General features: G+C 71.1%; 20 protein-coding genes. 13 read left to right on the top strand and 7 right to left on the bottom strand.

What is annotated here, in order from left to right; genetic code table 11:
- The first annotated feature begins 69 nt into the window (after positions 1-69).
- The gene (locus tag ABC304_RS15075; protein ID WP_412931857.1) at positions 70-564 is read left to right on the top strand and encodes a prepilin peptidase; all 495 of its coding nucleotides are present in this window, start codon (positions 70-72) and stop codon (positions 562-564) included.
- Between the two features lie 24 nt (positions 565-588).
- Here the strand turns inward: ABC304_RS15075 and ABC304_RS15070 are convergent, their stop codons facing one another.
- The gene (locus tag ABC304_RS15070) at positions 589-1,320 is read right to left on the bottom strand and encodes a glutamine amidotransferase (protein WP_412931856.1); all 732 of its coding nucleotides are present in this window, start codon (positions 1,318-1,320) and stop codon (positions 589-591) included.
- Between the two features lie 199 nt (positions 1,321-1,519).
- On the opposite strand from ABC304_RS15070, the gene ABC304_RS15065 reads away from it, so the two are divergent.
- The 3 genes from ABC304_RS15065 to ABC304_RS15055 all read left to right on the top strand — a co-directional run bounded on the left by ABC304_RS15065 (position 1,520) and on the right by ABC304_RS15055 (position 4,952).
- Positions 1,520-3,994 (top strand): glycogen/starch/alpha-glucan phosphorylase, encoded by a 2,475-nt coding sequence (locus tag ABC304_RS15065; protein WP_412932966.1) that lies wholly within the window; start codon positions 1,520-1,522, stop codon positions 3,992-3,994.
- 81 nt (positions 3,995-4,075) lie between these two features.
- Positions 4,076-4,309 carry a response regulator gene (locus ABC304_RS15060; RefSeq protein ID WP_412931855.1) on the top strand — a complete coding sequence of 78 codons (234 nt, stop codon included), beginning with the start codon at positions 4,076-4,078 and terminating at the stop codon, positions 4,307-4,309.
- A complete protein-coding gene (locus ABC304_RS15055; RefSeq protein WP_412931852.1) occupies positions 4,296-4,952 on the top strand; it encodes a CYTH domain-containing protein in 657 nt (218 codons plus the stop codon). The genes ABC304_RS15060 and ABC304_RS15055 overlap by 14 nt, the downstream gene beginning before the upstream one ends.
- Before the next feature lie 79 nt (positions 4,953-5,031).
- On the opposite strand, the gene lpdA is transcribed toward ABC304_RS15055, so the two are convergent.
- Both lpdA and ABC304_RS15045 read right to left on the bottom strand, forming a co-directional pair.
- Entirely contained in the window at positions 5,032-6,432 is a 1,401-nt protein-coding gene (gene lpdA / locus ABC304_RS15050) for a dihydrolipoyl dehydrogenase (protein WP_412931849.1), read from the bottom strand.
- A gap of 61 nt (positions 6,433-6,493) precedes the next feature.
- Positions 6,494-7,153: a copper resistance CopC family protein gene (locus ABC304_RS15045; protein WP_412931847.1), complete on the bottom strand. Its 660-nt coding sequence runs from the start codon at positions 7,151-7,153 to the stop codon at positions 6,494-6,496.
- A gap of 252 nt (positions 7,154-7,405) precedes the next feature.
- On the opposite strand from ABC304_RS15045, the gene ABC304_RS15040 reads away from it, so the two are divergent.
- From ABC304_RS15040 to ABC304_RS15030, 3 genes are all read left to right on the top strand, one after another.
- The gene (locus ABC304_RS15040) at positions 7,406-7,903 is read left to right on the top strand and encodes an FHA domain-containing protein (RefSeq protein WP_412931845.1); all 498 of its coding nucleotides are present in this window, start codon (positions 7,406-7,408) and stop codon (positions 7,901-7,903) included.
- Positions 7,903-8,586, top strand: a complete 684-nt coding sequence (ftsR, locus tag ABC304_RS15035; RefSeq protein WP_412931844.1) for a transcriptional regulator FtsR — start codon at positions 7,903-7,905, stop codon at positions 8,584-8,586. Before ABC304_RS15040 ends, ftsR begins: the two co-directional genes overlap by 1 nt.
- Positions 8,587-8,679: 93 nt before the next feature.
- Positions 8,680-9,225: a MerR family transcriptional regulator gene (locus ABC304_RS15030; RefSeq protein ID WP_412931842.1), complete on the top strand. Its 546-nt coding sequence runs from the start codon at positions 8,680-8,682 to the stop codon at positions 9,223-9,225.
- Between the two features lie 120 nt (positions 9,226-9,345).
- Here ABC304_RS15030 and ABC304_RS15025 read toward each other — a convergent pair whose 3' ends face one another.
- On the bottom strand, positions 9,346-10,155 hold the full coding sequence (locus ABC304_RS15025) for a ParA family protein (protein WP_412931840.1): 810 nt from the start codon (positions 10,153-10,155) through the stop codon (positions 9,346-9,348).
- 73 nt (positions 10,156-10,228) lie between these two features.
- Here ABC304_RS15025 and ABC304_RS15020 point away from each other — a divergent pair, with 73 nt between their 5' ends.
- From ABC304_RS15020 to def, 3 genes are read left to right on the top strand one after another with little or no spacing between them, the layout of a single operon-like run.
- The gene (locus ABC304_RS15020; RefSeq protein ID WP_412931838.1) at positions 10,229-13,636 is read left to right on the top strand and encodes a pyruvate carboxylase; all 3,408 of its coding nucleotides are present in this window, start codon (positions 10,229-10,231) and stop codon (positions 13,634-13,636) included.
- A 47-nt stretch (positions 13,637-13,683) separates the two neighbouring features.
- The gene (locus tag ABC304_RS15015) at positions 13,684-15,696 is read left to right on the top strand and encodes a MinD/ParA family ATP-binding protein (RefSeq protein WP_412931835.1); all 2,013 of its coding nucleotides are present in this window, start codon (positions 13,684-13,686) and stop codon (positions 15,694-15,696) included.
- 8 nt (positions 15,697-15,704) lie between these two features.
- A complete protein-coding gene (gene def / locus ABC304_RS15010) occupies positions 15,705-16,196 on the top strand; it encodes a peptide deformylase (protein WP_412931833.1) in 492 nt (163 codons plus the stop codon).
- Positions 16,197-16,317: 121 nt separating this feature from the next.
- Here def and ABC304_RS15005 read toward each other — a convergent pair whose 3' ends face one another.
- The gene (locus tag ABC304_RS15005) at positions 16,318-18,144 is read right to left on the bottom strand and encodes an AMP-dependent synthetase/ligase (protein WP_412931831.1); all 1,827 of its coding nucleotides are present in this window, start codon (positions 18,142-18,144) and stop codon (positions 16,318-16,320) included.
- Between the two features lie 178 nt (positions 18,145-18,322).
- Here ABC304_RS15005 and ABC304_RS15000 point away from each other — a divergent pair, with 178 nt between their 5' ends.
- The 3 genes from ABC304_RS15000 (at position 18,323) to ABC304_RS14990 (ending at position 21,426) form a co-directional block, all read left to right on the top strand.
- A complete protein-coding gene (locus ABC304_RS15000; protein ID WP_412931829.1) occupies positions 18,323-19,333 on the top strand; it encodes an ROK family protein in 1,011 nt (336 codons plus the stop codon).
- 3 nt (positions 19,334-19,336) lie between these two features.
- Complete coding sequence (locus ABC304_RS14995) at positions 19,337-20,026, top strand: lysophospholipid acyltransferase family protein (RefSeq protein ID WP_412931827.1); 690 nt, start codon at positions 19,337-19,339, stop codon at positions 20,024-20,026.
- Positions 20,027-20,088: 62 nt separating this feature from the next.
- Positions 20,089-21,426 carry a class II 3-deoxy-7-phosphoheptulonate synthase gene (locus ABC304_RS14990; RefSeq protein WP_127095235.1) on the top strand — a complete coding sequence of 446 codons (1,338 nt, stop codon included), beginning with the start codon at positions 20,089-20,091 and terminating at the stop codon, positions 21,424-21,426.
- A 65-nt stretch (positions 21,427-21,491) separates the two neighbouring features.
- On the opposite strand, the gene pknB is transcribed toward ABC304_RS14990, so the two are convergent.
- Entirely contained in the window at positions 21,492-23,441 is a 1,950-nt protein-coding gene (pknB, locus tag ABC304_RS14985; protein ID WP_412931826.1) for a Stk1 family PASTA domain-containing Ser/Thr kinase, read from the bottom strand.
- A gap of 83 nt (positions 23,442-23,524) precedes the next feature.
- Complete coding sequence (locus ABC304_RS14980; protein ID WP_412932965.1) at positions 23,525-24,709, bottom strand: LysM peptidoglycan-binding domain-containing protein; 1,185 nt, start codon at positions 24,707-24,709, stop codon at positions 23,525-23,527.
- Positions 24,710-24,879 lie beyond the last annotated feature (170 nt).

Below are 24,879 nucleotides of genomic sequence, written 5' to 3'. Positions count from 1 at the left end.
CGCACACGGGTTCTCCACAAACGAGCGGATGCCGCACCGCACGCCGCCGACGGCGGTCAGACTGAGGCGATGTCCGTGCCCGACGTGCTCGCCGTCGTGGCGCTCGTCCTGGCGTACGGCTGGCTGGCGGCCGCGAGCGTGGTGCTCGCCGTCGTGGACGTACGGACGCACCGGCTCCCGGACCGCATCGTGCTGCCGTGTTATGCCGTCGGTGTCGTCCTGTTCGCGATCGCTGCCGCACTGACAAGCGACATCGGATCCCTGCTGCGCGCCGTCTGCGCGGCAGCTGTGCTCTTCGCCGCCTTCCTGCTGCTGCGCATGGTCAGCCCTGCAGGTCTGGGTGGAGGCGACGTCAAGCTGGCCGGCGTGCTCGGGCTCTTCCTCGGCCGGATGGGCTGGGAGGCCGTGCTCACCGGGGTCGTCGCCGCCTTCCTGCTCGGCGGTGTGTGCGCGCTGATCCTGATCGCCCTGCGCCGGGCGCGACGCTCCACGGCTCTGCCGTTCGGGCCGTTCCTGCTCGCCGGCGCGTGGTGCGGCATCCTCACCGCGGTCGTCACCTCGTGACCGGCTCAGGGGAGCGGACCCGGCCTAGCGGGCGAAGCGCTCCGTGAAGGTGCGGAGCATCCGGGCGGTGTGCTCGACCGGTGCGCGGCGCACGGCGGCGAGGGTCAGCTCGAGTTCGTCGGCGGGGAAGTACCCGAAGTCGGCGTACGCGTGGATGCGCGTGGTGATCCCGTCGACGTCGAGCTCGGGGTGGAACTGCGTGGCGTAGACGTTGCGCCCGACGCGGAACATCTGCACGGGGCAGGCGGGGGAGGAGGCCAGCAGGACAGCGTGCGGCGGCAGCACCCGGATGGCTTCCTTGTGCCCCACGAAGGCGGTGAACTCTGCCGGCATGCCGGCGAGGATCGGGTCGTGGACGCCCGCCTCGGTGAGCGTCACAGGCACGACGCTGATCGGCTCGGAGTGCGTGCGGTCGATGACGGCGCCCTGGTGCGCGCCGAGCGTGCCCACGCCGTAGCAGGCGCCGAGGAACGGGAAGTCCCGCCGCACGACGCGGTCCAGCAGCGCCGAGAACTCCGCCTCGACGCGCAGCTGCACGGGCGACTTCTTCTCCGTCGGATCCGACGCGTTGAACGGACCTCCGCCCACGAAGATGCCGGAGATCTCGTCGAAGTCGAAGCGCGGCATCCGCGTCGCCTCCAGGCGCACCCGCACGAGCTCCGACGGCTGGAGTCCGGTGCCGCGCAGGAAGAGCTCGTACTCCTCGTCGGCCGGCCCGTCCTCGGCGCGCGTCGCCAGCAGCACGAAGGGTTTCACCCCCTCACGATAGCCGCGGGGAACCGGGCTCCCGTGCGGGGCGGGTCCGGCCCTCCGTCACCAACGTGTTAACTCTCGCCGTACGACCGCTCAATCGTTCGCGGGCGCCACCGACGGTCTGTACCTTCGTACTGTGCCCCACGAAGATGCTGACCTCGCCCCCGTCGACTCCGTCGCCCCCGTCGCCTCGGGGAGGACGCTGGTCGCCGACCACCCGCTCGCCCTCGCGCCCGTGAGCGCGCCCGCGAGCTCCGTCGACGGCTTCGTCCGCGAGTTCCTCAAGAACCTCAACTTCACGCAGGGCGTCCCGCTGTCGGCGTCCAGTCCCAACGACCGCTATCTGGCACTCGCGCACACCGTGCGCGACTACCTCATGGCGCGCTGGCTGGAAGACCAGCGCGGGCAGCGGGAGGCCCAGGCGAAGGGCGTCGCCTACCTGTCCGCGGAGTACCTGCTGGGGCGACAGCTCGACAACAACCTGCTCGCCAGCCGCCTCACCGACGTCGCCACCGAGGCGCTCGCCAAGTGCGGCATCGACATCGACGACCTCCGGCAGCAGGAGGTGGAGCCCGGCCTCGGCAACGGCGGTCTCGGGCGCCTCGCCGCCTGCTTCATCGACTCCCTCGCCACCATGAGCGTGCCCAGCATCGGCTACGGCATCCGCTACGAGTACGGCATCTTCCGCCAGACCTTCGTCGACGGCCAGCAGGTCGAGCAGCCCGACGCCTGGCTCAGCCTGGGCTCGCCGTGGGAGTTCCCGCACCCCGAGGCCGCGCAGACCATCTCCTTCGCCGGCCACACCGAGACCTACGACGACGAGGGCGTCGAGCGCTCGCGCTGGATCCCCGCGTGGAACGTGCAGGCGGTGCCGTACAACTACATGGTGCCCGGCTACCACAACGGCCGGGTCAACACGCTGCGCCTGTGGCGCTCCGTCGCCACCAACGCCTTCGACCTGCGCATCTTCAACTCCGGCGACTACGAAGAGGCCGTGCGCGCGCAGATCTTCGCCGAGAACATCTCCAAGGTGCTCTACCCCGAGGACTCGACCCCGCAGGGCAAGGAGCTGCGCCTGCAGCAGCAGTACTTCTTCGTCGCGGCGTCCATCCGCGACTTCCTGACGAACGTCCTGGCGGAGGACTTCGACCTGCAGAAGCTCCCCGAGCGCATCATCTTCCAGCTGAACGACACGCACCCCGTCATCGCGGTGCCCGAGTTCATGCGCGTCCTCGTGGACGAGAGGAAGATGGACTGGGATGCCGCGTGGGCGATCACCCAGCAGTGCTTCGCGTACACCTGCCACACCCTCCTGCCGGAGGCGCTCGAGGTCTGGTCGGTGGATCTCCTCGGACGCCTGCTGCCGCGTCACCTCGAGATCATCTACCGCATCAACGACGAGTTCCTCCTCGCGGTCCGCGAGCGGTTCGGCGACGACGAGATGCGCATCCGCAACATGTCGATCGTCTCGGACTTCCCCGAGCGCTCGGTGCGCATGGCCTACCTGGCCACGGTCGCCGGGGCGAAGGTCAACGGCGTGGCCGAGCTCCACTCGCAGCTGCTGCGCGACAAGGTGCTGCCGGACTTCAACGAGTTCTACCCCGGCAAGTTCACCAACGTCACCAACGGCGTCACGCCGCGCCGCTTCATCCGGCTGGCCAACCCGCAGCTCGCCGACCTCATCACCGAGGCGCTCGGCGCCGGGTGGACGGTCGACCTCGAGCGCCTGCGGGGGCTCGAGTCCTTCGCGGAGGATCCGGAGTTCCGCGCCCGCTTCGCGGAGGTGAAGGCCGCCAACAAGCGCACCCTCAACACGGTGCTGCTCGCCCGCGACGGACTCACCGTTCCGGACGGCCACATGCTCGACGTGATGGTCAAGCGCCTGCACGAGTACAAGCGCCAGATGCTCAAGGTGCTGCACATCGTCACGTCGTACGAGGGCATCGTCTCGGGCCGGGTCGACGTGAAGGACATCACCCCGCGCACCTTCATCTTCGGCGCGAAGGCCGCCCCCGGCTACGTGATGGCCAAGCGCATCATCCACCTCATCAACGCGGTGGGCTCGGTCGTCAACGCCGATCCGCGCGTGGAGGGGCGGCTGAACGTCGTCTTCCCGCCGAACTACAACGTCACGCTCGCCGAGCGCGTCATCCCGGCGGCCGACCTCTCCGAGCAGATCTCGCTCGCCGGCAAGGAGGCCTCCGGCACGGGCAACATGAAGTTCGCCCTGAACGGCGCGCTCACCATCGGCACCGATGACGGCGCGAACGTCGAGATCCGGGAGCTCGTCGGCGACGACAACTTCTTCCTCTTCGGCATGACCGAGCCCGAGGTCGAGGCGCTCTGGGCCGAGGGATACCGCCCGAGCGAGTTCTACCAGAAGGACGAGGATCTGCGCCGGGCGATCGACCTCATCGCCTCCGGTGCCTTCTCCGGCGGCGACCGGACCACGTTCGAGCCGATCGTGTCGAACCTGCTGTACGACGACCGCTTCATGGTGCTCGCCGACTACGCCTCCTACATCGCGGAGCAGGCCAAGGTCGACGCGGCCTACGCCGACCAGGACGCCTGGACGCGCTCGGCGATCCTGAACGTCGCCCGCAGCGGCTACTTCTCCTCCGACCGGTCGATGCGCGATTACATCCAGCGCATCTGGCACACGCCGCCGGCGTACTGAGCGACAGCTCCGGCCTAGCACGCAGAGCCCGCCGGCGCACGTCTCCCGTGCGCCGGCGGCGCTCGGTCTACGCTGGACCCCATGACAATCGCACGACTGCACGGCGGCCCGCTCGACGGACAGGTCCTCCCCCTGGAGAGCCCCGATCTGGATTCGCTCATCGTCCCCTACAGCGAGACGCAGGTCGTCTACGAGCGCAAGGGCGACCTCGAGAACACCGGCTCGGACGACGGCCCCACCGAGGCCCAGTTCTGGTTCGTCGAGTCCGAGGACGTCATCGACCCGTACAGCGACGAACCGCGTGACCGTCGCTGACGAGCCCGTCCCCGACCGCACCGGCGAGCCGGTGCGGTCGCTGGAGGTGGAGCGCACCTACGAGGTCGACGCGACGACCGCGCTGCCCGACTGGCACGACATCCCCGGCGTCGTCGAGGTGATGCCCGAGGAGATCCGCGAGCTGGATGCGCGCTACCTCGACACCGAGGAGCTGCATCTCGCGCGCGCCGGGTACGCCCTGCGTCGCCGCACCGGCGGCCACGACGCCGGGTGGCACATCAAGGGGCCGCTCGTGGACGGCGCCCGCGTGGAGTCCGCCTGGCCGCTCGGCCTCGACCCGGATGAGGACGTCCCCGACTCGGTGCGCGCAGAGATCGAGAGGGTGACGGATGCTGCGCTGCATCCGCTCGCACGCGTCGAGAATTCGCGGGTGCCCACCGCGCTCCGCGGGGAGGACGGCGGGCTGATCGCGGAGTTCGTCGACGATCACGTGCGCGGCACCGATCTGCGCGGCGACACCGTGCGGGAGTGGCGCGAGTGGGAGGTCGAGCTCGGCCCGGCCGCGCCCGCCGACCCCGGCGAGCGCGAGGAGCTCTTCGCCGCCATCGAGAGGGCGATCACCGCGGTGGGCGGGCGACCGGCCGGACCCTCGTCCAAGCTCGGCCGCACCCTCGGGCGCTGAGAACGAGAACGCCCCGGCTGTCCGATGGACGGCCGGGGCGTTCGATGTCTGCGCCCCGGTCAGCGGGGCGCAGTGGTGATCAGAGGTTGATCATGTGGCCGGCGAGGCCGTGGAACGCCTCCTGCACGGCCTCGGAGAGCGTCGGGTGCGTGTGCACGTTGCGCGCGGTCTCCAGGGCGGTCAGGTCCCACTTCTGCGCGAGCGTCAGTTCGGGGAGGAGCTCCGACACGTCGGGTCCGATGAGGTGTCCGCCCAGCAGCTCGAAGTGCTCGCCGTCGGCGATCAGCTTGACGAAGCCGATCGGCTCGCCGAGCCCGTTCGCCTTGCCGTTGGCGCTGAACGGAAACTTGGCGACCTTGACGTCGTAGCCGGCGTCGCGCGCCTGCTGCTCGGTGAGGCCGAAGGACGCGATCTGCGGCGAGCAGAATGTCGCACGCGGCATCATCCGGTAGTCGCCGAGCGTCATGGTCTCGGCCTTGCCGATGGTCTCGGCCGCCACGACACCCTGCGCCTCGGCCACATGGGCGAGCTGCAGCTTCGCGGTGACGTCGCCGATCGCGTACATGTGCGGGACGTTCGTACGCATGTGGTCGTCGATCGCGATGGCGCCGCGGTCGGTGAGGGCGACACCCGTCTTGTCGAGGCCGTAGCCGTCGACGTTCGCGGCGAAGCCGATCGACATCAGCACGCGGTCGGTGTCGACGGACTTGGTCTCGCCGCCGCCGTTGGGCGTGTAGGTCACGGTGACGTGGTCACCGTGGTCGGTGACCGTCTCCACCTTGGTGGAGGTCAGGATCTCGACGCCGTACTTCTTGTACTGGCGGGCGATCTCCTTCGACACGTCGGCGTCCTCGTTGGGGAGTGCGCGGTCGAGGAACTCGATGATGGTGACCTTGACGCCGTAGTTCACCATCACGAAGGCGAACTCCATGCCGATGGCGCCGGCGCCGACGATGACGATGGACTCGGGGAGGTCGCGGTTGAGGATCTGCTCCTCGTAGGTCACGACGTTCTCGCTCAGGGTGACGCCCGGGAGCAGACGGACCGTCGAGCCGGTCGAGATGATCGCGTTGTCGAAGGTGACGCGCTCCGAGGATCCGTCGGTCTTGACGACGTCGATGGTGTTCGCGTCGGCGAACGTCCCGCGGCCCTCGTACTCGGTGACCTTGTTCTTCTTCATCAGGTAGTGGATGCCCTTGACGTGGGTGTCCGCCACCTTGCGGCTGCGATCCCACGCGACGCCGAAGTCGAAGTGGACGTCGCCGGAGATGCCGAAGAGATCCGCCTGGTCGTGGAAGACGTGGGCGAGGTCGGCGTTGCGCAGCAGCGCCTTGGAGGGGATGCAGCCGACGTTCAGGCACACACCGCCCCAGTACTTCTCTTCGATGATGGCGACGGAAAGACCGAGCTGGGCGCTGCGAACGGCCGCGACATAACCGCCGGGGCCGGCGCCGAGGATAGCGACGTCGTAGTGAGGCATGCTTCCAGCCTAGTGCTCGGGAGGGGTGCCGGAATCGGCCCGGGACGGCGTCGGAACGCGGTCAGCGCGAGGTCGGGGACTGCCCGCGCGCCCGCCCGACGAGCACGGCCACGAGCGCACCGACCGCCGCCACGAGGACGATGCCGCCCACGACCCACGGCCATGCGGGCGTGCCCTCGGAGTCGCCCACGGCGTCGACCGTCGTCGCCGACGGCGCAGGTGCCGCCTCCACCCCTTCGGTGGCGCTCGGCGCGGGACTCGCTGCAGCGGTCGCCGATGCGGAGGCCGTCGGGCTGGGAGCGGGTGCGGCCGCGGCCACGGTGAAGTCGAGTTCGCCGGAGATCGGGTGCCCGTCGCTGGAGACGACCCGCCACAGCACGGTGACGGCGCCTCCGGCAGACGCTGCGGCGGTGTCGACCGCCTGCGTCACCGTCGTGCCGGCGACCGCGGGGGCGCCGGAGACGAGGGAGGTGCCCGCGGCATCCGTGATCTGCACCTCGGTCGCCCCCGGATCGGCCAGCAGCTCTCCGCTGAAGGTCAGGGTGAGCTGCTCGGGGGCGGCGTCGAGGGTCGCACCGGCCGCGGGATCCGTGGAGACGAGCTCGTCGTGCGCGCTGGCGGGAGCGGCGACGAGCACGCCGCCGACCATCCCGGTGAGCACGAGGAGCGCCGCGGCGACGGCGAGAAGACGCGGGCGACGGGCGGGGGAGCGGTGCGGCATCCGTTCAGGCTACCGGCGCCCCCTCGTCGCGAGCCGGGCGCGAAGAAGGCGGCCGCTCTGCACTCGACACGGCGGCTCCGGCTTCAGTAGGTTCGATTACTCGACAGGCTCGTCACGTGGCCGTCGCGGAGCACCCGGCGCGACACACGTGGACATCAGAGGGAACGTCCGGACTCGGAGCCTCGCGCACCCGCCCACGCCGCAGTGGGGAGGGTGGGCGATCGGCTAGTCTGGATGCGAAGGAGGTACGCCGTGGAGGACAACCGCACACCCGGACCGGAGGACATCCGGCGAGGCGCCGACGCAGGCTCTCCCGACGCGCCCACCGATGTCACGCAGACGTTCGGGCACGACTCCGACCTGTCGTTCGTGCCGTTCGGCGCCGACCTCAACGAGGCGGAGATCGAGGCGATCGGCGCCCTGCCCTCGCAGGCCGCGCTGCTCCTCGTGCGCTCCGGCCCGACGGCCGGCGCCCGGTACCTGCTCGACACCGACGTGACGACCGTGGGCCGTCACCCGGAGGCCGACATCTTCTTCGACGACGTCACCGTCTCGCGTCGTCACGCCGAGATCACCCGCGACGGAGCCGCGTTCGAGATCGTCGACCAGCGGTCGCTGAACGGCACCTACGTGAACGGGGAGCGCGTCGATCGCGCGTCGCTCGTCAACGGCGCCGAGGTGCGCATCGGCAAGTTCCGACTCAACTTTTTCGTCTCGCCCGCCGACCTCCCGCTGCACGCGGAAGGCTGATGCCGGCGGCCTCCGCCCGCGAACGTTCGTCGTCCGCGGGTCTTCTCAGCATCGGCCAGGTGCTGGCCCGGCTGACCCCGGAGTTCCCCTCCCTCACCTCGAGCAAGCTCCGCTTCCTCGAGGTCCAGGGCATCGTCACGCCGACGCGCACCGAGTCGGGCTACCGAAAGTTCTCGCAGGCCGACGTCGACCGTCTGCGTCTCGCGCTCACCCTGCAGCGCGACCACTACCTGCCGCTCCTCGTCATCCGCGACTACCTCGCCGACGTCGACGCGGGGCGCGATCCCGCTCCGCCCACGGCCGTGCCCTCGATCGTGCCCGCGCCGCGTCGATACCGCCGCGAGGAGCTCCTGACCGCGGCGGGCGCCTCGCCGCAGCTGCTCAACGACGCCGTCAGCACGGGGGTGCTCGGCGCCGACGCCTACACCGATCAGTCCGTCGCGATCCTGCGTGCCCTCGTCGCCCTCGATCGCCATGGGATCGAGCCGCGCCACGTGCGCACCCTCCGTCAGAGCGCCGAGCGCGAAGTCGCGCTGATCGAATCCGCGCTCTCGGCGCTGCTGCGGCGGACGGATGCCGCGTCTCGTGCGCGCGCGAGCGATCTGGGCCCTGAACTGGCCAAACGTCTGGACGAGCTGCGCGGCATCTACGTGCGCGCCTCGCTCGAGCGACTGCTGTCCTAGCGCGACACGCCGACGCCGACGACCCGATGTCGTTGCCCGGCCGCCCGGGCTGATCTAGCGTGGGCACTACCCGAACCGATGAGGAGGACGCGCATGACCGCTCCCGAAGCGGCCGGCGACACACCGTTCGCCGCCGATCTCCTCTTCACCGACGGCTTGCCCGCGATGGACGACGAAGTGGGCTACCGAGGTGCTCAGGCCGCACGCGCCGCCGGCATCACCTACCGCCAGCTCGACTACTGGGCCCGCACGGAGCTCGTGGAGCCCACCGTCCGCGGTGCCAGTGGCTCCGGTTCCCAGCGCCTCTACGGCTTCCGCGACATCCTCGTCCTGAAGCTCGTCAAGCGACTCCTCGACACCGGGATCTCGCTGCAGCAGATCCGTGTGGCCGTCGATCAGCTCCGCGCCGCGGGCATCCGTGATCTCGCCGGCACGACTCTCATGAGCGACGGGGCATCGGTCTACCTCTGCACGTCCAACGACGAGGTCATCGACCTCGTCAGCCGCGGTCAGGGCGTCTTCGGCATCGCCGTGGGCAAGGTCCTCCGCGAGGTCGAGTCGACCCTCGTCGACTTCGACGCACAGGTGCCGGAAGCGGTCGACGAGCTCGCCGCCCGCCGCGCGGTGCGCTCGGCCTGACGCCGCCGCTCAGCGAGCGTTCAGCGCACTGGACGATTCGCCCTCGGGGGTGTCCGCGTTCGCGCGGTCGCGCACGGCGCGGTGCCCGCGCGGGCACCCGGCTGGCGCCGTCAGGCGCGGTCAGGCGCGTGCTTCGCCCGGAACCGGGATGCGACCGGTGCGCATCACGCGGTCGAGGAGGGCGTCGAAGTCTGCCGCCAGCTCCTGAGCCGAGTCGCCCGGCCAGATGTGGAGCGGCTTCGCGGCGCCCTGCGCCTGCTGCAGCGAGGTGCGCTCGGGCAGCTGCGGGGAGAGGACGAGCGGCCCGAACATGTCGCGCAGCTCCTTGATGCGGAACTGGTGCTCGATCGACTGCGGCCGCACGCGGTTCACGACGATGCCGAGCGGCTGGAGACGGGGGGAGAGGCCGCGCCGGATCTCCTCGATCGCGCGCAGGGCGCGGTCGGCGGCGGCGACGGAGAACAGCCCGGGCTCCGTCACGACGATCACGCGATCGCTGGCGGCCCACGCCGTACGGGTCAGCGCGTTCAGGGACGGGGCGCAGTCGACGAGCACGAGGTCGTAGTCGGCCTCGATGGTCGCGAGCGCCTCCTCGAGCTTCCAGACGTCGCGCACGCTCGGGTGCGGGCCGTCGAAGTTGATCGCGGAGGGGCTGCCGATCATCACGTCGATGGTGCCGGGGTGGACCTTCGCCCATCCGCTGGAGGTGATCGCCTGGTGGACGACCTTCTCCTTAGGATTGGCCAGGACGTCGGCGACATTCAGGCGACCGGCCACCTGGATGTCCATGCCCGTCGAGACATCGGACTGGGGGTCGAGGTCGACGACCAGGGTACGGACGCCGCGGGCGAATGCGGCGGAGGCGAGCCCCAAAGTCACGGTCGTCTTACCGACCCCGCCCTTGAGCGAGCTGACGGAGAGTACGTGCACGAGGCTCTACGTTACCGTCCCCTAGGCTGTGTGCACACTCAGGCCTACCGCCCGGTCCCTCTGCGAGGTTCACATGTTCCGAAAGATCCTGGTCGCGAACCGCGGAGAGATCGCCATCCGCGCATTCCGTGCGGCATATGAGCTGGGGGCCAAGACCGTCGCGGTCTTCCCCTACGAGGACCGCGGGTCGCTTCATCGCCAGAAGGCGGACGAGTCCTACACGATCGGGGAGCAGGGCCATCCCGTCCGGGCCTACCTGGACGTCGAGGAGATCATCCGCGTCGCCGTCGAGTCGGGCGCCGACGCGATCTACCCGGGCTACGGATTCCTCTCGGAGAATCCCGACCTCGCCGCCCGCGCCGCGGAGAACGGCATCACCTTCATCGGGCCTCCGGCGCGCGCGCTGGAGATGGCCGGCAACAAGGTGACGGCCAAGGAGCACGCGATCGCCGCAGGCGTGCCGGTGCTGGCCTCGACGCCCGCCTCCGACGACGTCGACACGCTCGTCGCAGAGGCGGGCGACATCGGCTTCCCCATCTTCGTGAAGGCCGTCGCCGGCGGCGGCGGTCGCGGCATGCGCCGCGTCGCGACCCCCGAGGAGCTGCCGCCGGCCATCGCCGAGGCGATGCGGGAGGCCGGCGCGGCGTTCGGCGACCCGCGGGTGTTCCTCGAGCAGGCGGTCGTGCGCCCGCGCCACATCGAGGTGCAGATCCTCGCCGACGCGACGGGTCACACGGTCCATCTCTTCGAGCGCGACTGCTCCGTGCAGCGCCGTCATCAGAAGGTCGTCGAGATCGCCCCGGCGCCGAACCTCGACGAGGAGCTGCGCCGACGCATCCATCGCGACGCGGTCGCGTTCGCCGAGTCCATCGGCTACGTCAACGCGGGCACGGTCGAGTTCCTCGTCGACACCGCGGGCGAGCGCGCCGGCCAGCACGTGTTCATCGAGATGAACCCGCGCATCCAGGTCGAGCACACCGTCACCGAGGAGGTGACCGATGTCGACCTCGTCCAGTCGCAGATGCGGATCGCCGCGGGGGAGTCGCTCGACGAGCTCGGGCTGTCGCAGGACCGCATCGTCCTGCGGGGCGCCGCGCTGCAGTGCCGCATCACGACGGAGGACCCGTCGCATGGCTTCCGGCCCGACACGGGCCGCATCACGACCTACCGCTCGCCCGGCGGCGCCGGCATCCGCCTCGACGGCGGTACCACGGCGGCCGGCTCGCAGATCAGTCCGCACTTCGACTCCATGCTCGCGAAGCTCACGTGCCGTGGTCGCGACTTCCCCGCGGCCGTCGCCCGCGCCAAGCGCGCCCTGGCGGAATTCCGCATCCGCGGCGTCTCGACGAACATCCCGTTCCTCCGGGGCGTGCTGGACGACCCGTCCTTCGTCGCCGGAGACCTCAGCACCGCGTTCATCGAGGAGCGCCCGCAGCTGCTCACGAGCAACCCGTCGCGCGACCGTGCGACGAAGCTGCTCAACTGGCTCGCCGACGTGACGGTCAACCAGCCGTACGGCGAGAAGCCCCTGTCGGTGTCGCCGGGCAGCAAGCTGCCTTCCTGCGACCTGGCCGCGCCGCCGCCCGCCGGCACGCTGGAGCGTCTCCACGACCTCGGTCCCGCCGGGTTCGCCGCCTCCCTGCGCGCGCAGACCGCGCTCGCGGTCACCGAGACGACGTTCCGCGACGCCCACCAGTCGCTGCTCGCGACCCGCGTGCGCACCCGCGACCTCGTGCGCGTCGGTCCGCACGTGGCGCGGATGACGCCGCAGCTCCTGTCGATCGAGGCCTGGGGCGGCGCGACCTACGACGTCGCGCTGCGCTTCCTCGCGGAGGACCCCTGGGAGCGGCTCGCCGCGATCCGCGAGTCGATCCCCAACATCCCGATCCAGATGCTGCTGCGCGGTCGCAACACCGTCGGCTACACGCCCCGCCCCGTGGAGGTCACCGACGCGTTCGTCCGCGAGGCGGCGGCGACCGGCGTCGACGTCTTTCGCATCTTCGACGCCCTCAACGACGTCGACCAGATGCGCCCGGCGATCTCCGCGGTGCTGGAGACCGGCACGGCCGTCGCGGAGGTCGCGTTCTGCTACACCGGCGATCTGCTGGACCCCGCCGAGCGGCTGTACACGCTCGACTACTACCTCGGACTGGCTGACGCCATCGTCGCCTCGGGCGCCCACATCCTGGCCATCAAGGACATGGCGGGACTCCTGCGCCCCGCGGCGGCCGCGAAGCTCGTCACGGCGCTCCGCGAGCGGTTCGACGTGCCCGTGCACCTGCACACCCACGACACGGCGGGCGGCCAGCTGGCGACGCTGCTGGCCGCGAGCGCCGCCGGCGTGGATGCGGTGGATGCTGCAGCCGCGCCGCTGTCGGGAACGACCAGCCAGCCCTCGCTGTCGGCTCTCGTCGCCGCTCTTGCGCACACCGATCGCGACACCGGCATCGACCTGCAGGCCGTCAGCGACCTCGAGCCGTACTGGGAGGGCGTGCGGCACCTCTACCGCCCGTTCGAGTCCGGGCTGCCCAGCCCCACGGGCCGCGTGTACCACCACGAGATCCCGGGCGGTCAGCTCTCCAACCTGCGGCAGCAGGCCATAGCCCTCGGCATGGCCGACGACTTCGAGCTCATCGAGGACATGTACGCGGCCGCCGACCGCATCCTCGGCCGCATCCCGAAGGTGACGCCGTCGTCGAAGGTCGTGGGCGACCTCGCCCTCGCCCTCGTCGCCGCCAAGGCCGATCCCGCCGACTTCGCGGAGAACCCGCAGAACTACGACATCCCCGACTCGGTGGTGGGCTTCATGGCGGGCGAGCTGGGCGACCTGCCGGGCGGCTGGCCGGAGCCGTTCCGCTCGAAGGTGCTCGCCGGACGCGAGGTCTCCATCGAGGTGCCCCCGCTCACCGAGGAGGAGCGCGCGGGTCTCGACGGCGACGCGGCACAGCGTCGCCGCACGCTCAACCGCCTGCTGTTCCCCGGTCCGGCCAAGGAGTTCGAGAAGAACCGCGAGACCTACGGCGACCTCTCTTCGCTGGGGACGCCGGACTACCTCTACGGGCTCACGCCGGGGGAGGAGCACGTCGCCGAGATCGACCCCGGCGTGCAGCTCTACGTGGGTCTCGAGGCGATCGGCGAGGCCGACGCCAAGGGCATCCGGACGGTCATGACCATCCTCAACGGTCAGCTCCGCCCGGTGTACGTGCGCGACCGCGGCATCAAGGTCGAGGCGCGTCAGGCCGAGCGGGCCGACACCTCGAAGGCGGGCCAGGTGGCTGCTCCGTTCGCCGGCGTGGTGACCGTGAAGGTGGAGGCGGGGGCATCGGTCAAGGCCGGTCAGCCCATCGCGTCGATCGAGGCGATGAAGATGGAGGCGGCCATCACCGCCACCGTCGACGGCGTCGTCGAGCGGCTCGCGATCACGGGGAGCCAGCAGGTGGAGGCGGGCGACCTTTTGGTCGTCATCCGCCCCTCCCAGTAACCTGGGACGGGGTGACGTAAGCCCACCCCCCGCTTGGAGATGCCGCAGTGACGCCCGATCGCAATGACCAGCAGCCGGAAGACAGCACCGAACACGGCGTCCTCGACGACTCCGGGAACCTCGATGTCGCCCGGCTGGACATCCTCGGCGGACCCGCCACGGAGCAGATCAGCGTGATCGTTCCGGCCGCCCACGACGACGACCTCCTCGACGATGACGTGGTCGACGACGAGCTCGACCCCGCTCGCATCGACGACGAGCTGAACGGCGCCGAACTGTCGGTGCCGGCCGACCCGGAGACCACACGCGAGGAGTCCGCCGACTCGGAGGCGACGGTCGAGGACGTCGTCATCGTCGACTTCGAGGACGACGACGATCCGGATGACTCCCGTCCGGTCGCGGCCGAGCAGAACGAGACCGCAACGGCTTCCGATGCTGAGATCGTGGACGTCGAGGTCGTCGACGACGCCGATATCGCCGGTGACGGATCGGCTCCGGCGGACAGCGCCGTGGCGGACGCTGCAGCGCTGAGTGCCGCCTTCGACGCCCGTGTGCGCGAGGAGATGGATGCCGCGGCCGCTGCCGCCGTCGCCGCGACCGCCGCAGCGGTATCGAGCGCGGCGACCGCCTCGCCGACGAGGCCTGCGTCGCCCTACATGACCAGCCGTCGCGCCGTCCGCACAGGCGCGGTGCCGCTGCCCCCGCGCGAGGCGGAGCCGGCCCGTGCCGAGCAGCCGGCGTCCGCCGCGCCGAGCCCTTCGGTCGCGGACGCCCCGGCCGCGTCGGAGACGCCCGCGGCCGAGCCGACCCCGGCCGCGGCGCAGACGCCGGCGGAGCCCGTCGCCTCGCAGGCCGCCGCCGCGGAGCCCGCAGAGACCGTCACCGCGGAGCATGCGGAGACCGAGGCTGCACGCGAGCCCGAGCCGGCATCCGTGCCCGCGCCCGAGGCGACCGCGCCGGAGCCCGCCGAGGTGCCGGACGCCCCCGCGCCCGCGCGCGCGATTCGCCGTCCCGCGCCGGAGCCCGCCGATCGCACGCAGGCGCTCGAGCGCGTCACCACCCGCCCCGACGTCGCCCTGACCTCCAAGCGCCTGGGGGAGTTCGAGGTCGGCCGGGAGTCGTCCGACCTCCTCACGGCCGATCGCCTGCTCGATCCGTCGATGATCGTGCGGCCGGAGCCGGAGGGGGCCTGGCGCCACTTCATCTACCGGCTGACGGGCAAGCGCATCAACCTCGGCGACGGCCGCGCCGCGCGCCGCCGCAAGGAGCTCGACCGCCGCATCGCCGTGCCGCTCAGCGGCAACGCGCGCTTCGTGCCGGTGCTCTCGCGCAAGGGCGGCGTCGGCAAGACGACCGTCACGACCCTGCTGGGCATGGCGCTGGCAGACGCCCGCGACGACCGCATCATCGCGATCGACGCCAACCCCGACCGCGGCACGCTCGCCGAGCGCATCGCGAAGGCGAGCGGCAAGACGATTCGCGACCTGGTGCGGGTGCGCAGCACCGTCCGCGGGTACAACGACATCTCGGCCGTCGTCTCGCGCGACGAGACGCGCCTGGACGTCCTGGCATCCGACTCCGACCCCCGCGTGTCCGAGGCGCTCAGCGACACGGACTACCAGGACGTCGCCTCGCTCGCCGCGCACTACTACTCCATCGTGCTGACTGACACGGGCACCGGCATCGTACACTCCGTGATGGGGGCGACCCTCGAGGTCGCCGACCAGATCGTCGTGGTCGCCGGTCTCAGCGTCGACGAGGCGCGCCTCGCCTCCGAGACCCTGACGTGGCTGGAGACCAACGGCTACGCGGAGCAGGTGCGCACGGCCGTCGTCGTGCTGAACAGCGGTCGGCCCGGTGCGCCCATGGTGCGACCGGACGAGCTCGAGGCGCACTTCCGCACGCGCGTGCGTGCCGTGGTGCGTGTGCCCTACGACCCGCTGATCGCCGCCGGAAGTGCCATCACGTTCCGAGACCTCCAGCCCGAGACGCGCCTCGCCGCGCGCCAGCTGGCGGCAGCCGTCGTCGAGGGCCTGCGCGCCCTCCCCGCGGCCGCGTAGTCGCCGGTATGTCGGTCCGTCCCATCCGGGTCTTCGGCGACCCCGTCCTCCGCGCCGTCAGTGCTCCCATCGAGCACATCGACGACGGGGTGCGCGCGCTCATCCGCGACCTCCTCGACACCGTCGAGCTTCCCGGGCGCGCCGGCGTCGCCGCCCCGCAGATCGGTGTCGGCCTCCGCGCGTTCAGCTACAACATCGACGGCGACATCGGGTACATCATCAATCCCACGCTGGTGGAGGTGTCGGGCGAGCCCGAGACCGTCGGCGAGGGCTGCCTGTCGGTGCCCGGGCTGTGGCACGACGCGATCCGTCATCCGCACGCCAAGGTGGTCGGCATCGACCTCGACGGGCAGGAGATCGTCCTCGAGGGCGACGGTCTGCTCGCCCAGGCGCTGCAGCACGAGACCGACCACCTCGACGGGCGCCTCTACCTCGAGCGCCTCTCGCCGGAGGACCGGCGCGTCGCCATGCGTCAGATCCGGGAGTCCGACTGGTTCTGACCGGCCACCACCCCGACCGGTCCGGCCGCGACGGATGCCGCAGCCTGAGAAGAGCGGAAGACGACGAGAGACCCGGATGCCGCGGCATCCGGGTCTCTCGTCGTCAGAGGTCGCTCGGGCGTCAGCCGACCGAGACGTTGGTCGTGTTGACCGGCTCGGCGTAGAGCTGGGCGACGTCGTCGGCGAAGTCGGACATGATGACGTTGCGCTTGATGCTCATCTTCGGGGTGAGGTGGCCGCTCGCCTCCGTCCACTCGGTCGGGAGGATCACGAATTTGCGGATCGACTCGGCCCGCGAGACGCCCTTGTTGGCGATGTCGATGGCGCGCTGCACCTCGGCCCGCACCGCGTCGTCGGTCGCTGCGGCCGCCAGTGACAGGTCGGCGGGCAGCCCGTTGTTCGACAGCCACGCGGGGAGCATCTCGGTGTCGAGGGTGACCAGCGCCGAGATGAAGGGCTTCTGGTCTCCGACGACGACGACCTGGCCGACGATGGGGTTGGAGCGGATGGGGTCCTCGAGCGCCGCCGGGGCGACGTTCTTGCCGCCGGCCGTGACGATGATCTCCTTCTTCCGGCCCGTGATCGACAGGAAGCCCTCCTGGTCGAAGGACCCGAGGTCGCCGGTCTTGAACCAGTCGCCGTCGAAGGCCTCCGCGGTCGCCTCCGGGTTGCGCCAGTACTCCTTGAACACGTTGATGCCGCGCACCTGGATTTCGCCGTCGTCATCCAGACGCACGCCGACGCCGGGCAGCACAGGACCCACCGAGCCGATCTTCGACTTGCGGGCCAGGTTCACCGTCGCGGGGGCCGTGGTCTCGGTGAGGCCGTACCCCTCGAGGATCACCACGCCGAGGCTGTGGAAGAAGTGCCCGAGGCGCGCACCGAGCGGCGCGGAGCCCGACACCGCGTAGACGACCCTGCCGCCCATCGCCGCGCGGAGCTTGGCGTAGACCAGGTGATCGAAGACGGCGAACTTGATGCGCGTGCCGAGCGGGATCTTCGCGCCCTCCTGCTGGAGGCGCGAGTGCTCGATCGCGGTGCGGGCCGCCGCACGGAAGATCTTGCCCTTGCCGCCGGCCTCCGCCTTCTGCTCGGCGGAGTTGTAGACCTTCTCGAAGACACGGGGGACGGCCAGCAGGAACGTGGGCTGGAACGAGCCGAGTGCGGGCAGAAGCTGCTTGGTGTCGGGCTGGTGCCCAGTCTTCACTCCGGCGTGCACGTCGAGGAGGGAGATGAAGCGGGCGAACACGTGCGCGGTCGTGATGAACAGGAGCGTCGAGGCCCCCGGCATCGTGACGACCTCGCTGAGCGCCTTCGCGGAGTTGCGCGCCAGCTCGACGAAGTTGCCGTGGGTGAGCACGCATCCCTTGGGCCGCCCGGTCGACCCGCTCGTGTAGATGAGCGTGGCGATGTCGGACGAGTTCGCGATCGAGCGCCGGCGCTCGATCTCCGCGTCCGCCACCCCGGCGCCGCCGGCGGCGAGCTTGTCGAGGTCGCCGCGGTGCATCTCCCACACCTTGCCGATGAGAGGCAGGTCGGCGCGCACCTCGTCGAGGCTCGCCGAGTGGGCCGTGCTCTCCACGATGCAGGCGATCGCACCGGAGTCCGACAGGATCCACTGGATCTGGCTGGGGGAGCTGGTCTCGTAGACCGGCACCATGACCGCCCCGGCGTAGAAGAGGGCGAAGTCGACCAGCGTCCACTGGTACGTGGTGCGGGCGATGAAGGCCACCTTGTCACCCGGCTCGAGGCCCGCGGCGACGAACCCCTTGGCCAGGGCGATCACCTGGCGCTGGAACTCAGCGGCGGAGACGTCCTTCCATCCGGCCCCCTCGGGGACGGCGAAGAGGGCGAGATCGGGCGTGGCCCTGACCCGCTCGACGAGCAGATCGGCGACGTTCGCGCTCGGATCGGCGGGGACGACGGCGGGGACTTCGAACTGGATCACGGCAGCTCCTTCGGTACCGGTGGACGACTCTGTGCACCGAGTCTACCGGGGCCGCTTCCGGCTCCCCGGAGTCGGATGCCGGTTGCGGAATGCCGCGCGCCACTAGACTTCGAGGCGCCGACGCGGGCGCGGCCGAGGGGAAGCGGCCCACGCGGGTGCGCGATCGAAGGGGAGCACGGTGCACAGGATCGGGATCGACATCGGCGGCACGAAGATCGCCGGCGCCGTGGTGGATGCGGACGGACGCATCCTCGAGAAGCTCCGAATCGAGACGCCCGTCGACGTGCGCGAGCTCGCGGATGCGGTCGTGAACATGGCGACGCATCTGAGCGCCGCGCACGAGGTGGACGCCGTCGGCGTCGCCGCGGCGGGCTTCGTCGACAAGGCCGGGACGACCATCATCCACGCGCCGAACATCGCGTGGCGCAACGAGCCGCTCCGCGCGATCCTCGAGGAGCGCATCCCGCTGCCGGTCACCATCGACAACGACGCGAACGCGGCCGGATGGGCGGAGTTCCGCTTCGGGGCCGGGCGTGACGTGAGCGACATGGTGATGCTGACCATGGGTACCGGCGTCGGGGGCGCGGTGGTGCTCGACGGCAGGCTCTACCGGGGCGGGCACGGCATCGCCGCCGAGCTTGGCCACGTGCGCTTCATCCGCGACGGCCTCCTGTGCGGCTGCGGACAGAGCGGATGCCTGGAGATGTACGCCTCGGGTCGCGCGCTGCAGCGGCAGGCCGAGGAGATCGCCGACGGCGGCGGCATCGGCGCGGGCCTCGCGGCCCTGCGCGCCCAGACCGGTCAGATCTCCGGCCCGGCGATCTCGCGGCTGGTGCTGGCCGGGGACCCGGGCGCCACGGAGGCGCTGCGGCGGGTGGCCACCGCGCTGGGTGAGGCGTGCGGCGGTTTCACCGCGACCCTCGATCCCGAGCTCTACGTCATCGGGGGAGGCGTCGCCGAGCTCGGCGAGGACCTCCTCGGACCTGTGCGCCTCGCCTACGAGACGTCTCTCCCGGGCTACGGCGACCGCGAGGTGGCGCGCTTCGCCATCGCGCGCCTCGGCAACGACGCCGGGGTCATCGGCGCCGCCGACCTCGCAGGCGCATCCGCCTCGACAGCATCCGCTCCGACGGCATCCGCCCTGACGGCATCCGCCTTGACGGCGTCCACCCCCACGGCAAGGATCTAGCCGATGTTCTACTGGCTGATGAAATACGTCGTCATCGGACCGATCGTCAAGGCGATCTGGCGGCCGTGGATCGTGGGGCGCCGGAACGTGCCCGAGACGGGGGCGGCGATCCTCGCCAGCAACCACCTCTCGGTCATGGACTCGGTCTTCCTCCCGCTCCTGATCGATCGGAGGATGTCGTTCCTCGCCAAGAGCGACTACTTCACCGGCAAGGGACTCAAGGGCTGGGCGACGCGGATGTTCATGAAGGCGACCGGCCAGATCCCGATCGACCGCTCGGGCGGCAAGGCGTCGGAGGCCTCCCTCAACACCGGCCTCCAGGTGCTCGGGCGCGGCGACCTCCTCGGCATCTACCCGGAGGGCACGCGCAGCCCCGACGGCAAGCTCTACCGCGGCCGCACGGGCCTGGCGCGCATGGCGCTCGAGGCGCGGGTGCCGGTGGTGCCCGTCGTCATGGTCGACACCGACACGATGCTCCCCATCGGCCACACCCTCCCGCGCATCGTCCGCGTGGGTGTGGTCATCGGCGAACCGCTCGACTTCTCGCGCTTCGCGGGGATGGAGGGCGACCGCTATATCCTGCGTTCGGTGACCGACGAGATCACCGTCGCGCTGCAGCGACTGGGCGAGCAGGAGTACGAGGACGTCTACGCGTCGACCGTGAAGGACAGGCTCCCCGCCCCGCCGCGCTGACGGCGGCCCGCGGCATCCGTCACACGGCATCGCCGTCACCCCGCCCCGGCTAGAATCGAGGGATGCTTCAGCAGCTCGACCCCCTCGACCACTGGCGGACCCTGCCCATCAAGCAGCAGCCCGCGTGGGCCGACGCCGACGCCGTCTCGGCGGTCTCCGCCGAGATCGCGACGCTGCCGCCGCTGGTGTTCGCCGGAGAGGTCGACAACCTCCGCGAGCGGCTCGCCCGTGCGGCCTCCGGGCAGGCGTTCCTGCTGCAGGGCGGAGACTGCGCCGAGACGTTCGCCGGCGCCACGGCCGAGCAGATCCGCAACCGCATCAAGACCGTGCTGCAGATGGCCGTCGTCCTCACGTACGGCGCCTCGATGCCCGTGGTGAAGATGGGCCGCATGGCCGGGCAGTTCGCCAAGCCGCGCTCGAGCGACACCGAGACGCGCGGCGACGTCACGCTGCCCGCCTACCGCGGCGACATCGTCAACGGCTACGACTTCACCGAAGGCTCCCGGCGACCCGATCCGGCGCGCCTGCTGAAGGGGTACCACACCGCCGCGTCGACGATCAACCTGATCCGCGCCTTCACGCAGGGTGGCTTCGCCGACCTCCGCGAGGTGCACAGCTGGAACCAGGGCTTCGCCAAGAATCCGGCCAACCAGCAGTACGAGCGTCTCGCGTCGGAGATCGACCGCGCCATCAAGTTCATGGAGGCGGCCGGAGCCGACTTCGACGAGCTGCGCCGCGTCGAGTTCTACACCGGCCACGAGGGTCTGCTGATGGACTACGAGCGCCCGATGACGCGCATCGACTCCCGTACGCTGACGCCGTACAACACGTCCGCGCACTTCCTGTGGATCGGGGAGCGTACGCGCGACCTCGACGGCGCGCACATCGACTACTTCTCGAAGATCCGCAACCCCATCGGCGTCAAGCTCGGCCCCACCACGACGCCCGAGACGGCGCTGGCGCTCATCGACAAGCTCGATCCGACCCGCGAGCCCGGACGCCTCACGTTCATCACGCGCATGGGCGCCGGCAAGATCCGCGACGCGCTGCCCCCGTTGCTGGAGGCCGTCCGCGACTCCGGAGCGACGCCGCTGTGGGTCACCGACCCCATGCACGGCAACGGCATCACGACGCCCACCGGCTACAAGACGCGCCGCTTCGACGACGTCGTCGACGAGGTGCGCGGGTTCTTCGACGCGCACCGCGACGCGGGCACGTTCCCCGGCGGCATCCACGTCGAGCTCACCGGCGACGACGTCACCGAGTGCCTCGGCGGTTCGGAGCACATCGACGAGGCCTCCCTCGCGACCCGCTACGAGAGCCTGTGCGACCCGCGCCTCAACCACATGCAGAGCCTCGAGCTCGCGTTCCTCGTGGCCGAGGAGCTCGAGAAGCGCTGAGCCGGAACGAGTAGAGCGGATGCCGCGGCATCCGCTCTACTCGTCTCTGCAGGTGGGTGTCGGGGTCAGCCCGAGACCTGGAAGCGGAGGGAGACCTCGGACCCCGCGCGCACGAGCTGACCGGCCGCGGGCACCTGCGCCTCCACCCGGGTGGCGGAGTCGAGGAACAGGTCCCAGGTGGCGAGGTACTGGTAGGTGAAGCCCAGGTCGGACAGCTTCTTCTTCGCCTGGTCGCGCGTCAGCCCGACCACGGAGGGCACCTCGACGGGCTCCGGACCCTTCGAGACGGCGAGGGTCACCGACTCGCCGGGCACCCAGTTGCCGCCGCCCTCGCGGTTCGCGATGTAGATGACCGCTCCGGCGTCGAGGTCGTCGTTGAACTCCTCGTATGTGCCGGCCACGGAGAGTCCGACCTCCTGCAACGCGGCGGTGGCGTCCTGGACGCTCTTGCCGCTCACGTCGGGCAGCGGGCCGGCCGAGACCGACAGCGAGGCCGTGTCGCCCTCGTGCACGCTGCAGCCGTTCGTGCAGTCGATCGCCTCGGCGCCGTCGCGCGGAGCGACCGAGGCGGACAGCACCGCGCCCTTCTCCGCGTCGGTGAAGGACTGCTGATCCGGATCGGTCACGACGATGTTGAGACCCCTCAGCGTGCTGCGCGCCTGATCCGCGCTGAGACCGGCCAGAGCGGGGATGTCGCGCGGCTGAGGTCCCTGCGAGACGAGTACGGCCACGCTCGCGCCCTTGTCCACGCGGGTGCCCGCCTCCGGATCGCTGCCGACCACCGTGCCGGCGCCCACGTCGAGGCTGTAGACGTCCCGCTGCTGCGCGGTGAGGCCCTGCGCGACGAGCGCCGCCTCCGCCTCGGCGAAGGACGGCGTCCCTGCCACTGCCGCCACGGACACCATCGAGCCCGGCCCGGAGCCGAAGTACCACCCCGCCCCGCCGGCGGCGACCGCCAGCAGCAGCACCAGCGCGAGGAGCCAGCCGCCCTTGGCGGCGCGGCGACGCGCGACCGTGCGCAGGCGCGAGGCGTTGTCGGCCTCCTCGGCGGCGGCGATCGGCGCGGTCACGCTCGGGGGGAGCACGCGGGTGAGCTCGCCGGAGTCGCGCACGTCGTCGGCGACCCGTCGGCGCGACGGCGTCAGCGTGCGGGCGACCTGCGGGGCGACGCCGAGCTCGCGCTCGATCTCGCGGAGGCGCTGCAGCATCTCGGCCGCGTCGGAGGGGCGGTCGTCCGGCGTCGTCTCGGTCGCCCAGAGGACGAGCTCGTCGAGCGGCTCCGGAACCCCGGGGTTCTTGACGCTGGGCCGCGGCACGGAGTCGGTGGCGTGCTGGAAGGCGATCTGCATCGGCTGCTCGCCCTTGTACGGCTGCTCGCCGACGAGCATCTCGTAGAGCATGATGCCGAGCGCGTAGATGTCGCTGCGGGCGTCCGCGGTGCCGCGCGTGACGAGCTCGGGCGCGAGGTAGGCGATCGTGCCCAGCAGCTGTGCGCCCGTGGCCGTGTTGGCGGTGGTCGCCCGGGCGAGCCCGAAGTCGCCGATCTTGATGCGGCCGTCCTCGGCCAGCAGCACGTTCTCGGGCTTCACGTCGCGGTGGATGATCCCGCCGCGGTGGGCGGCGGCCAGACCCGACAGCACGGCGTCCATGATCGTGATCGTCTGCGTGATGTTCAGGCGGCGCTGCTCGCGCATGAGCTCGCGGAGTGTGATGCCCGGCAGGTACTCCATGACGAGGTACGCCATGTCGCCGTCCTGGCCCTGGTCGAACACGTTCACCACGTGCGGGTCGGCCAGGCGCGCGGCCGCGCGGGCCTCCTGGATGAAGCGGCTCTGGAACACGCTGTCGTCGCTCAGGTGGCCGTGCATCACCTTGAGGGCGATGCGGCGCTCGAGCCGGAGGTCGGTCGCGACGTACACGGTCGCCATGCCGCCGCGCGCGATGCGCGCGCGCACCCGGTACCGGCCGTCGACGAGACGGCCGATCAGCGGGTCGGCCTGCTGACTCGTGCTCACGCCCCGAGTCTACGGACGGGGGAGGGCCGCACCGGGGAGCGGCTCACCCACCGTGACCAGGTCGAGACCGCGGTGGATCGTGCTCATCCGAGGACCGACAGCCACGTCGTCGCGGGCTGCTCCCACTGCGCGTAGCGGTCGGGATAGGCGGAGATCTGCACGGCCTGCGCCGCGTCGGCGAACGACATCGACTCCCAGCCCGGGATGTCGAGCAGCCCGCGGGTGTCGTAGCCGTTCGGGTCCGAGGCGCCGCCGAAGAACACGCGTGTGGCGTACCCCGGGTCGGTGACCTCCGCGGCGGTGCCCCATCCGGTGCTCGGCCGCTGCTGGAAGAGGCCCAGCGAGTCGCGGTCGCCCCAGTCGAGGTTGCGCAGCCAGGATTCCTGCATCGCCGTGCCGAGGGCGATCGCGATGCCGCGGTCGGGCACGCCGAGCTGCCGGCCGATGCCGATGATGGTGCGGGCGTTGGCCGCCTGCTCCTCGTCGAGATCGAGGGGGGTGGAGGATGCCGCGGGCACCGCCGCCAGCGCGGCCACCGCGGCGGCGTCGGGGATGGCCAGCGTCTGGCCGGGGTAGATGATCGAGTCCGCGCCCAGGCCGTTGGCCGCGAGGATCGCGCGGATGCTGACGCCGTGGCGCTGCGCGATGCCGCTGATCGTGTCGCCGGCCACGATCGTGTACCCCGCGGCGGGCGGTGCCGGCGCCGGTGCGGGAGCGGCGACCGGCGCGGCAGGCGCCGCCGCCGCGGCCGGGGCGCTGCCGGGGAGGGCGAGCTTCTGGCCCGGCATGATCACCGACGACCAGTCGAGGCCGTTCGCGTCGAGCACGGCCTGCGTGCTGACACCCGCGCGTCGCGCGATGGCGCTGATCGTGTCTCCGGCGGCGACGGTGACGGAGCCCGACGGGGCAGGAGCGGGAGCAGGAGCAGGAGCGGCGGGCGCGGGTGCCGCGGCCGCCGCCGGCGCGCTCGCGGTGACGCGCAGGTGCTGGCCGGGGTGGATGACCGACGACCATCCCAGGCCGTTGAGGGCGAAGACGTCGGCGATCTTGACGCCGAAGCGCGCGGCGATCGCGCTGATGGTGTCGCCGGGCTGCACGACGTAATCGCCGGCCTCGGCGCCCATCAGGGCGGCGCGGACGGCGGGAGCGCGGAACGTCGCGTCGGCGGGCTCGGCCGCCAGGCGCGGCATCCGTCGCTCGCTGTCGCGGGGCGCATCGGCGGCGTGCGCGGGCACGGCGGCGAGCGTCAGCGCGAGCGATCCCGCGATCGACCCGGCGACGACGGCGGGCAGCCCGGCGGTCGGCAGGCGTCGTGGTGCCGGGTGCACCGTCTGAATCGGTTCGGGTCCGATGGGCTGGCGCACGGGACTTCCTCTCGTAGGCTCCGGACACCGTGGCACGGCGGCGTGACGGGTGTCAACGAAAGTGACGCATGTGA

It is taken from the genome of Microbacterium jepli (genome assembly GCF_047237905.1).
GTDB lineage: Bacteria > Actinomycetota > Actinomycetes > Actinomycetales > Microbacteriaceae > Microbacterium.
Note: the sequence above shows the minus strand (reverse complement) of the source record. Positions and strands in the feature narration are given on the sequence as shown.